Source organism: Nostoc sp., assembly GCF_036917275.1.
Classification (GTDB): Bacteria; Cyanobacteriota; Cyanobacteriia; order Cyanobacteriales; family Nostocaceae; genus Nostoc.
The window spans coordinates 1-11,127 of sequence record NZ_JBALDF010000005.1 but is presented as its reverse complement, the minus strand read 5'-3'; the positions used below and the strand labels follow the sequence as shown (position 1 = coordinate 11,127).

Sequence of the window (11,127 nt, the reverse complement as noted above, 5' to 3'; positions counted from 1 at the left end):
CCGTCACGAGGGAGACCGCTCCCGTCACGAGGGAGACCGCTCCCGTCACGAGGGAGACCGCTCCCGTCACGAGGGAGACCGCTCCCGTCACGAGGGAGACCGCTCCCGTCACGAGGTAGACCGCTCCCGTCGCAATATTAATAACTACAGCTTAAATATGGTGACACAAACTTCAATATTGCTGATGACACTTTAAGCATTTAAACATAACAGGGCACAGTTATGCTCTTATACCGCGTATTACATCAACAATTTTTGTATTTTCTTTATTTTGCCAAAATCCGAAATATTGCACAGCAAACTTGTAGAAAATCTCAGTAACACTAGTTCTCAAAAATCTGTCACAAAATTCCAACCCCCAAACCCAGATTTAATCTGACTTTCTTAACGATGTATTAAATATTCTTTTACCCCACCCTAACCCTCCCCTTATAAAGGGGAGGGAACCGGATTTTATTGTTTCCCCTCTTATAAAGGGGGTAATCATTCGATTAGTATCACAACATAGAACTTTTCAAACAACCTCTAAGAATTACTGATTATGCCGCCAGACTACTCCGGTCAAAATCTTCGAGGTCGCTCTTTTAAAGGTCAAAACCTGACTGGGGCAAACTTTAGCAAGGCAGATATTAGAGGAGCAAACTTTACCAACGCGATTCTTAAAGATGCTGATTTTACAGGTGGTAAGGCTGGACTACAGCGACGTTGGACTATTGGGTTGCTTATAGCCTCATGGCTGCTATCGGTAATATCAGGGGTTTTCTCAATCATAGTTGGTATATTCGTCGCATCTATTTCTAATATCAAAAGCAATCAAAACGTCATCATCGGGATAGTTTCCCTAATTGTGATACTGGTTTTTTTTATTATTACCATTCGTAAGAGTCTAACAGCAGGTTTAGTAGCCTTCGCCTTCGCCTTCGTCGGAACCTTCGCCTTCGCCTTCGCCTTCGCCGTACCCGCACCCGGAGCCTTCGCCTTCGCCGCACCCGCAGCCTTCGCCGTAGCCTTCGCCGTAGCCTTGGCCTTCGCCTTCGCCTTCGCCGGAGCCGCAGCCGTAGCCGTAGCCGCAGCCGTAGCCGCAGCCGTAGCCGCAGCCGTAGCCGTAGCCGCAGCCTTCGCCGTAACCGCAGGCGGAGCCTTCCCCGTAACCGGAGCCTTCACCTTCGCCGTAGCCGGAGCCTTTACATTATTTAGTGCTTACATTGGTTGGCGTAGTTTAACGGGAGATGAAAAAGATGCTTGGATTCGCTCATTTGCTCTTGCCTTTGCTGCGACAGGTGGAACTAGCTTCCGCAATGCCGATTTAACCGATGCTGATTTTACTGGTGCAACCCTGAAAAACACAGATTTTAGAAAAGCAAACCTTACACGCACCCGTTTTTATGAAGCCAAAAAACTTGACTTTGCCAGAGTTGACGACACCATATTAACTAAATTAGCTATTCTAAAATTACTCGTCACTGGTAATGGTCGAGGAAAATCTTATGCTAGTGCAGACCTGAAAGGCGCTAACCTGATAGGTGCAGATTTAAAAGAAGCGAATCTAAAAAACGCTAATATTACAGAAGCCACGTTCCAAGGCGCTTGTTTAGAGCAGGCAAACCTAACTTTAGCTCAAGCTGTAGGTACTAACTTCACCAGCGCCCAAATGACAGGTGCTTGTGTCGAAGCGTGGAATATTGAAAGTACAACCAAATTAGATAATATAGATTGTCGCTTTATCTATCTTTTAGAACATCCCAAGCCTGAAACAGACGACCGCGAACGCCGTCCTAGTAGTGGCGACTTTCAACCAAGAGAATTTACCAAGCTATTTGAAGAAGTTTTAAATACTGTTGATTTGATTTTCCGTGATGGTATCGACTGGAAAGCTTTTGTTAACGCCTTCCAAACAGTAAAAAATCAAAATGAAGACACAGAATTAGCTCTACAGAGTATTGAAAATAAAGGTGATGGGGTAGTAGTAGTTAAAGTTGGTGTACCTGATGGTGCTGATAAAGAAAAGATTCATAGTGATTTTACACAAAGTTATCAGCTGGCATTGCAAGCTGTAGAAGAAAAATATAAAGCACAATTACAAGCAAAAGATGAGCAAATAGTCGTTTATCGCCAACAAAGCGGAGAGATGACAGAGATTGTAAAATTATTAGCTAATAAGCCGATTAATGTTCAAGTTGACAATAAAGTAGAGAATAAAAATATGACTAACAGTAATGATGCCAGCCGCAAAATTGAAATTGGTAGTGTTGGCAGAGATTTTAATGCCAGTGGACAAGCTTTAAATTTAGGTGATATTAGCGGTACGGTAACAAACACAATTAACCAGTTACCAGCGTCACCCGAACCAGATAAACCGGGAATTAAAGAATTGTTGACGCAATTGCAAGCAGCAATTGAGGGTGATACAAATTTACCGCAAGAAGATAAAGCTGAGGCATTAGAACAGGTGAAAGCTTTAGCAGAAGCCGGGAAAAGTCCTCAAGATGGGGCAATGCAAAAGGCGGGGAAAACGGCTATAAAGATTTTAAAAGGGACAATTTCTAGTTTACCCAGTGCCGCAAAGTTGGTTGAACAGTGCAGTAATCTTTTGCCGTTGATTTCAAATTTTTTGGGTTTAGGTTGAGCCGCCGGTGATTCAAATCGCGGGATAATATAGCGCTTCTTTGACCTCTCTCCAAACCTCTCTCCTAAGAGGAGCTACGCTACGGTGTACACACGAGTCGAATTACCCCCCTTAATCCCCCCTTATAAAGGGGGGAAACAAGAAATCGAAATCTAGTTCCCTCCCCTTTATAAGGGGAGGGTTAGGGTGGGGTAAAACCTTGGGTTTTTCAGCTATTTTAGACTTGTCTGTACACCGTAGCTCCTAAAAGGAGAAAGGCTTTGAATCTTACTCCCCTTCGCTTGTGGTTGGGGGTTAGGTCTCTATTTAACTTTGAGATTAAGATAAAATTATAAGTAAAAGTATTAAGAATTTTAAAGAAACTAATCAATGTCCAGCATTACTCTTGACAAAAGTAACTCTCATGTCGTCGTTATCGGTGCCGGAATAGGTGGATTGACTACCGGAGCTTTATTAGCTCATAGAGGTTACAGCGTCTTAATTTTAGATCAAGCTCTCGTACCAGGAGGCTGTGCTTCGACGTTTAAACGGCAGGGATTTACCTTTGATGTGGGTGCAACTCAGGTGGCGGGGTTGGAACCAGGGGGAATTCACCACCGCATTTTCTCAGAATTAGAAATAGATTTACCACAAGCAACGCCTTGTGATCCTGCTTGTGCGGTATATTTACCTGGGGAAAGCACACCGATTAATGTCTGGCGCGACCAAGAGAAATGGCAAGAGGAACGACAAAAACAGTTTCCTGGTAGCGAACCGTTTTGGCAATTGATGACAACTTTATTTAATGCCAGTTGGGAATTTCAAGGACGCGATCCAGTGCTACCACCACGTAATTTATGGGATTTGTGGCAGCTAATGCAAGCGGTGCGTCCCAGTACATTAATTACTGTACCCTTCACCTTGTTTACGGTAGGAGACGCTTTACGCTTATGTGGACTGGGAAATAACCAACGACTGAGGACTTTTTTAGATTTGCAACTGAAGTTGTATTCCCAAGTTAATGCAGATGAGACAGCGTTACTTTATGCTGCAACAGCGTTGAGTGTATCCCAACTACCCCAAGGATTGTTTCACCTCCAGGGAAGTATGCAAGTATTAAGCGATCGCCTGGTACAATCCTTAGAAAGAGATGGCGGCAAATTGTTGATGCGCCACACTGTAGAAGAAATTAAAGTAGAAAACGGCAAAGCTACTGCTGTAGTGATTAGAAATCAGAAAACTGGCGAAGTCTGGACAGAAGTAGCCGACCATATAGTTAGCAATGTCACCGTGCAAAACTTGGTGCAGTTATTGGGACAAGCCCCATCTGGATATAAAAATCGGGTGGAAAAACTACCCCAAGCATCGAGTGCCTTTGTGATTTATTTGGGTGTAGATGCTAGCGCGATTCCGCCTGGATGCCCTCCCCACTTACAATTTCTGTATGATGCTGATGGCCCGATTGGTGAGAATAATTCCCTATTTGTTTCCGTCAGTCATCCTGGAGATGGCCGCGCCCCAAATGGTAAAGCCACAATTATCGCCTCTTCATTTGTCGATCCTGCACAGTGGTGGCAGACTGATGATTATCAAGGACTAAAAGAAAAGTTTACCCTCCAAGCGATCGCTCGTCTCGCCCAATATTTCTATCTCAAACCAGAAACGATTATTCATCAAGAAGCCGCAACACCGCGCACTTTTGCCCATTACACAGCCCGCGATCGCGGTATAGTTGGTGGCATTGGTCAAAGAATTCCCACCTTTGGCCCTTTTGGGTTCGCCAATCGGACACCAATCTCGCATCTGTGGTTAGTTGGTGATTCTACCCATCCTGGCGAAGGTACTGCTGGGGTGAGTTATTCGGCGCTAACGGTAGTCAGGCAAATTGAGGCGCAAAAACTGATCAATTACCAATAATCGAAAAGTTCTCCTTCCTTAACAGGCAAGTCATACTTGTAACTGATGACAAAAAGGGCAGAAAACTGCTGAAATAAGATTAGTATTGCTAATCTGGAGTAATGACAGACAGCGTTTTAATTCTTGGCGGACGGGGGCGGATTGGTAGCACTGTTGCTCAGGATCTAGCTACCCATACGCAGGCACAAATTACGATTACTGGACGTTCTGCGGAGTTTGGGAAGGCTGTTAGCTTGTCTTCAGGAGGACAAGTGCAGTTTTTGGTATTGGACTTGGCAGAAGTTGACAAGCTGCGAGATGCGATCGCAAACTCTAACTTAGTCATCCACTGTGCTGGCCCATTTCACTATCGCGATACTAATGTTCTCGAAACCTGTATTGCTCAAGGCGTTAATTATGTAGATGTCAGCGACCATCGTTCCTATACCAGCAAAGCTCTTAAGTATAATGAACAAGCTGCTGCTGGTGGTGTTACGGCAATTATTAATACTGGTATTTTTCCTGGTATTTCTAACAGCATGGTACGTCAAGGTGTTGAACAATTTGATAAACCAGAAAAGATCCATTTAAGTTATTTGGTTTCAGGTTCTGGTGGTGCTGGCATTACAGTGATGCGGACAACTTTTCTGGGATTGCAGTATCCTTTTGAGACTTGGATAGATGGAAAATGGCAGGTAATCAAGCCTTACAGTGAAAGAGAATTAGTTGAGTTTCCACCTCCCTATGGAAGCACCGGAGTTTACTGGTTTGATATGCCAGAAACCTTTACACTGCCCAAAGCTTTCCCATCAGTAAAAACTGTAATTACTAAGTTTGGCTCTGTTCCCGATTTTTATAATCACCTAACTTGGATTGCGGCACACGTCTTTCCCAAGTGGTTAATGCAGCGTCGTTACATGATTGAATTTCTGTCTCATGTCAGCCATTCGATGACAGATGTCACTAATAATTTTACTGGAATTGGGGTAGCAGTTCGTTCAGAAGTTACAGGGCAAAAAAATGGTGAAACCGCCGTTTATTGTTCAACTGTAGTGCATGAAAATACAGCAGTGGCTTCTGGTTGCGGCACAGGAAGTATTGCCCAGTTATTGCTAGAAGGTAAACTCAAGAAACCAGGTGTTTTTGCTGTGGAAGAAGCACTACCAACAAATTTATTTGAAGAGGTAATGCAAAGCCGAGGAATTAAAATTAATCACAGTTGGTTATAGCTTATACGCTTGAGTTAAGCACACGGGTGAAAACTTCATCCGATTTCAGGAAATATTCATATACATAGATGGAGGCGTACATTTGTACGCCTTTACTTTAGGTAAAAATTAATATACCTTACGATAGAAGGAAGAACTGTACGTAAACACTTAGGATGCCTGTGAGCCTTAAATATAGAATATATTTATACATGACCAAGGCTCATAAAATAACAAGAGGAAATTTTTCGTGCAAAAAATTCTATTAACTTTAAAGCAAGCGTTACGTTCAAGCTTTTTGGTTGTTGGCTTAGTAATTTTCATCAGCTTGTCAGGTTCTTTTATTTTCGTTCAAGAAGCTAGTTATGCAACTACTCTTGAAGAATTAAAGCTAATACCTCCAGATTATAAACCAAATTCTCAAGAAAAAATTAATCGCGCTAACGAATATGATCCAGGCGTTGGCGTTGAAGAAGAAGAACGAGAAGAAGCTTATGAAGAAGCAGTAAAAGATGCAGGAAGCCTTACTACTATGGAGAAGGCTTACGAAAGGAATTTGAAAGCTGAGAGAGAACAAAATCCCCCAGAAACTTTTGGTGAAAAAGCGAAAGAAGTTATTGAAAAGGTAACAGGTAAATAGGGAATATAGACCTAACCCCCAACCCCTTTCCTACAAAGAAAGGGGAGTAAGATTCAAAGCCTCTCTCCTTTTAGGAGAGAGGTTTGGAGTAAGGTTCAGTGTTATGCAAAAGGCTAACGCACCTTAAATTGTTGATGATGCGATACTTTCGGCGATAACACACCTTACAAAATAGGACTTACGCACACTCTACGAACTCTTGGCGTTCTTGGCACGGCAGTTGCTTCAAGTCGGCAGAGCCGCCCAACGCACTGCCTCGTCTTGGCGGTTCGACAAATTAAGCTTTTGGGCGATTTTTGCGTAAGTCCTACAAAAATTGCTTTTACTCAAATTCATCTATTGTGGCGCGAGGAGCATTCTTTCTCTCATTAGCAAGATTGCGCTCATACCACTTCATTAATGGAGTTGTACTAATTCCATGCACAATCACCGAAACCGTAATAGTAGTGTAAGTTATCCAAGCAATTTGTTCGCCTGCTTCACCTTTTAAACCATGACCAAACGCATAGGCAAGATAATATAAAGAACCAACACCGCGAATCCCAAACCATCCAAATAACAACCGAGTTCCTGGGTGCAAAGTTCGGCGGTGTGATTCTAGAGGACGTTTACCTATTGTGCTAATCCAAACTCCTACAGGTCTGATTATAAAGAATAACAAAATTATCACTATCAAAGATTTCCCACCATAATTGAGCATTGGCTTTAATAGCAATATTGAACCTAATAGTAAAATTGTCCCAACTTCTAGCAGCTTTTCAATTTGCTCAACAAATTCCAATTGTGCTAGCGGCTTTTCAGGATTTCTGTAACTGCGTTGGACAACTAACCCAGCAATAAATACTGCCAGAAATCCATAGCCATTTACCATTTCTGTTAAAGAATAAGTTACTAAAATTGTGCTAATAGCAACAAAATCTTCCATTAACTCATCAGTAGCACGGCGTTTTTGAATTTTTTGTTCAATCCAAACTATAGATTTGGCAACAACAATTCCCATAATAATACCAGCTGCGATCGCCCAAATTAAATCAACTGCAATCCACTGTTTAAACCAGTTGCCCCAGTTGTCATCTTTTAATGCATGAATGCCAAAATAAACGAAGGGAAAAGCTAAAGCATCATTTAACCCACCTTCAGAAGTTAAACCAAATCTCAATTCATCCTGGTCATTTGTATCGGTCAGTTGTACTTCTGATGCTAATACTGGATCTGTGGGTGCAAGAATTGCTCCTAATAAAATCGCTTCTCCCCAATTCATCCCTAAAAACAATTTACCCACAACAGCCAGAGCAAAAATTGAAATTGGCATCAAAAATGCAATCAATCGCACTGTAATATCCCAAACCCCCAACCTCAGAGGACGAACAATTCTTAAGCCGCAACCAAACACAGAAATAATTACTACAAGTTCTGTTATTTTCTCCAGTACTTCGGCGTTAAAAACTTCATTTTGACGTAATTGAACAAGTTTGAAGCCGTAAGGTCCTAAAAATATACCAACTAGTAGGTAGATAAGGGCAAAAGAAAGAGGTAAGCGAGCAATCCAACCTGACCCTAATGTGACCATTAGCAGAAGTAAACCAACCACAAATAGGTCAATAATATAGGTATCTAGCATATAGCGATTTATATAAGAATTCGGTGTTACTTTGTAAGCTTAGTTGCAATAGCTTTGTATTATAAATAACCTATAGGCAGATTTTCTAGGATTAGGATTGGAACCGACTACCAAATTGGAGAAGGTAATAGATAAATTTGGCGTTGGCTTTGCCCACCATAGGCATCGCACTTTGATTATTCGCGTCTGGATTAAAACACAGCCCCTAAAACGATGGGATGTCGCACGGGAATTTCGCCAATGCACACCTGTACGCTCCTACAATTGGTCTATATTCCCTACTTTCTCACTCAAACATCACCCAATTTAGTACAAATATACTATAATATAGATAGCCTCCACAAAGCCTAGCCAAATGCATAACGGCTGTGTGAAAACCTTCTGGAAGATGGATTCAAGGGTTAGTTCGATGATGAAGCATTATATTCTCAACCTCAATCCGACTGCCAAGCATGAATGGGATCGGTGTATTTTACGCGATCCGCTGACTGCCAAACGCCCAGACATTGCCAGATTAATTGCTGAAGCGGTTGGTGCTGATACAGGCAGTTATTTGGTAAGCGTGAATATCGAAGTTCAAGTTTTGCAGCAAGCGGCGATACCTCAAGCCGAACAACTCTCGCTTTCATTTCCAGAGGTGAGTGTGCCCTCACAACCACACCTGCGGGAAGCGGCTTGAGCTATAGTACAGAGTTTAGCAGAAAATAATTAGCCTGCATAAGCAGGCTTAATTTGTCTAACCGCAGACTTCAATCTGACGGTTAACGGAATCATGAGTGAATGGCACTAAGAAAAGCCGAAAAGCTTGTGTAACCTTGTTCCCAGTCTTCAGACTGGGAACGAGTTCCAAGAGGCCTCTGGTCAACAAAGAGGAGGCGGAGCCTCTCACAATGGTTTCCCAGCCTCCAGGCTCTTAACGAGGCAACACAAGACTTTGGACTTATCTTAGTGCCATTCAATCATGAGTATATGGGCGGACTTAATCCAGGATTTACGCACAGACTACGATTTTACATCATTACGAGCGTTGGCGCAGCCTCTCGTAGAGATGCGAAGTAATGGCAAAGGCTTGGTTTTTCGTCACGAATGCGTAAGTCCTATTAATCTCAGAACGGAAAATTAATGGCGTTGTTGAAAGCTAATAGGACTTACGCATTGAAAACCTGAAACCTCGATCCCCCTAAGCCCCCTTAAAAAGTTGGCTCTTAAGAGCCAACTTTTTAAGGGGGTTGGGGATCTATTGTGCGTAATACCAATTCTGTATGAAGATGCACAGAATATTAAACGAACCGCCAAGTACGCCAAGAGCGCCAAGAATAGAGAGTTACTCATTTAGTGCAGCTTCACATTAAATTGGTATAAGTCATAGCTAATTTCAAAAAACCAAAAAGTTGTCTGATACAAAATATATATAAATATGAGGTTCTAATTTCAAATTTGTTGAGAGTTTATTTAAACTGGATTTTTGCTAAAATTTAGTAAAGCGGCTATAAATAACTAGTGAAAAACGATCGCTATCTTTGCACTTAAGACATAGCCTTTTCTCCCCTAAATCAGTCATTTGGACTATAATAGATATATAGAGTCCACCAAGCTTAGTTAAGTGTAAAACTAGTCTGTGACAGCCTTTTGGTAAATGGATTCAAGGGTTGGTCTTATACTTAAACACTACATTCTTAACCTTAGAGGAAAATTATTAAATGATGCAACTGAGTCATTATCCAGCTGCGATCGCACAAGCTGCTCAACGGGCTAATGAAATAGACTCTCAGTTGATGGCAGTGCTGCACCAAGTTAACCGATTTGAAGGCAATGCAGACCGCACCGCCGCCTTTGAGATGGATTTGAAAAATGATGCTCAACGCAAGGCTCGTCGCTTTGAGGTGCTGCTTGTGAATCAGGAATATCAAAAGTCAATAGACACCCAAATTCGATTAACTGTTGATAAAGCAAATGCGATCGCCCATTTGGAATATCTGCGTAACCAGTTTAGTGTAGCTAAGTTGGAAGCAAGATTAGCGATCGCTCAACAACTTACCGATTTTGAATCTAGGGAATTAGTCGGTTTATAGTCACACCTGAACGGTAGTCTGATTATACAACTGCTAAGGAGGCTAAGTTACCCTTGTAGCCACTAATCTCAATCACGGCATCCGTGAGGGCAGAGAATCCATTAGTGTTATCGTTGAGTGCCAGAAAAGTCTGCTGATGATTGCCTGTACCAAGGGTAAAAGTTGCCGCACCTTTAGCTACAAAAGCAGTTGCAGTCAATATCTTTTGTACATCTGAGAGATTTAGACTCGCAACTTTGCCAAGTTGAACTAAATTAGCCGCGCTAACTGCATATAGCCCATCAATTTTATCTTGAGAAATGTTCAAGTCAGTTATTTGATCAAAGCTAGACAGCAGCGAATCACTCAGGCTGTTAAACACAAATTTATCAGCGCCACAACCGCCTGTGAGAATATCACGCCCAGCACCACCATTGAGGATGTCATTACCATTACCACCAACTAGCTTGTCATTTCCGGCTAATCCAAAGAGTTTATCGTTGCCATTTTTGCCGGAAATTTGATCATTACCAGCCCCACCACTGAGTTCATCTGCACCGTTACCACCGTTTAAGGTAATCTTTGGCACATTTCCGTCCGTGGTGGTTTTGCTGATTAATTGACCATTGGTATCATACAGATAAGTGGCAACTGCATCAGTAATGCCATCACTATTTTTGTCAATATCTGCGGAAATTAGTTTGCCGTTGCGATCGTAGTTGAAAGTCGTAATTTCATCAGGGATGCCATCATTATTTTTGTCAGCTACCTGTGCAGTTTGTTTGCCGTTAGCGTCGTAACTATAAGCGGTGACTTCATCAAAGATGCCATCATTATTTTTGTCAATTTTTTGTGATGTCAGCTTGCCGTTAAAATCGTAGCTGTAGATGCCAACTGCATCAATTACACCATCATTGTTGAAGTCATAGCTAGCGGATGCGCGTCCATAAGTAGAGGTTGTGACAAAATCAACTTTGCCGTCGCCGTTGTCGTCACGGCTAAAGGATGTCAGGTTGCCCTTGGCATCATAAGTAGAGGTATCGACAGAATCAACTTTGCCGTCGCCGTTGTAGTCACTGCTCGTGGATGTCCGGTTGCCCTTGGCA

Annotated in this window: 8 protein-coding genes; 6 read left to right on the top strand and 2 right to left on the bottom strand. The window is 42.3% G+C overall.

Annotated features, from left to right (window positions below):
• Positions 1-541 precede the first annotated feature (541 nt).
• From V7K35_RS01605 to V7K35_RS01590, 4 genes are all read left to right on the top strand, one after another.
• Positions 542-2,626 (top strand): pentapeptide repeat-containing protein, encoded by a 2,085-nt coding sequence (locus V7K35_RS01605; RefSeq protein WP_335075824.1) that lies wholly within the window; start codon positions 542-544, stop codon positions 2,624-2,626.
• Positions 2,627-2,995: 369 nt separating this feature from the next.
• Positions 2,996-4,522, top strand: a complete 1,527-nt coding sequence (gene crtD, locus V7K35_RS01600) for a C-3',4' desaturase CrtD (RefSeq protein ID WP_335075822.1) — start codon at positions 2,996-2,998, stop codon at positions 4,520-4,522.
• Positions 4,523-4,623: 101 nt separating this feature from the next.
• Positions 4,624-5,730 carry a saccharopine dehydrogenase family protein gene (locus tag V7K35_RS01595; protein ID WP_335075820.1) on the top strand — a complete coding sequence of 369 codons (1,107 nt, stop codon included), beginning with the start codon at positions 4,624-4,626 and terminating at the stop codon, positions 5,728-5,730.
• 229 nt (positions 5,731-5,959) lie between these two features.
• Positions 5,960-6,349: a hypothetical protein gene (locus V7K35_RS01590; RefSeq protein ID WP_335075818.1), complete on the top strand. Its 390-nt coding sequence runs from the start codon at positions 5,960-5,962 to the stop codon at positions 6,347-6,349.
• 322 nt (positions 6,350-6,671) lie between these two features.
• On the opposite strand, the gene V7K35_RS01585 is transcribed toward V7K35_RS01590, so the two are convergent.
• Positions 6,672-7,970: a cation:proton antiporter gene (locus V7K35_RS01585; protein ID WP_335075815.1), complete on the bottom strand. Its 1,299-nt coding sequence runs from the start codon at positions 7,968-7,970 to the stop codon at positions 6,672-6,674.
• A 409-nt stretch (positions 7,971-8,379) separates the two neighbouring features.
• Between V7K35_RS01585 and V7K35_RS01580 the strand changes: the two genes are divergently transcribed.
• Both V7K35_RS01580 and V7K35_RS01575 read left to right on the top strand, forming a co-directional pair.
• Positions 8,380-8,649 carry a hypothetical protein gene (locus tag V7K35_RS01580; RefSeq protein ID WP_335075812.1) on the top strand — a complete coding sequence of 90 codons (270 nt, stop codon included), beginning with the start codon at positions 8,380-8,382 and terminating at the stop codon, positions 8,647-8,649.
• 1,021 nt (positions 8,650-9,670) lie between these two features.
• Positions 9,671-10,042 carry a hypothetical protein gene (locus V7K35_RS01575; protein WP_335075810.1) on the top strand — a complete coding sequence of 124 codons (372 nt, stop codon included), beginning with the start codon at positions 9,671-9,673 and terminating at the stop codon, positions 10,040-10,042.
• A 22-nt stretch (positions 10,043-10,064) separates the two neighbouring features.
• On the opposite strand, the gene V7K35_RS01570 is transcribed toward V7K35_RS01575, so the two are convergent.
• Positions 10,065-11,127 (bottom strand): bluetail domain-containing putative surface protein (locus tag V7K35_RS01570; protein ID WP_335075807.1); only part of this gene is annotated, 1,063 nt, incomplete at its 5' end.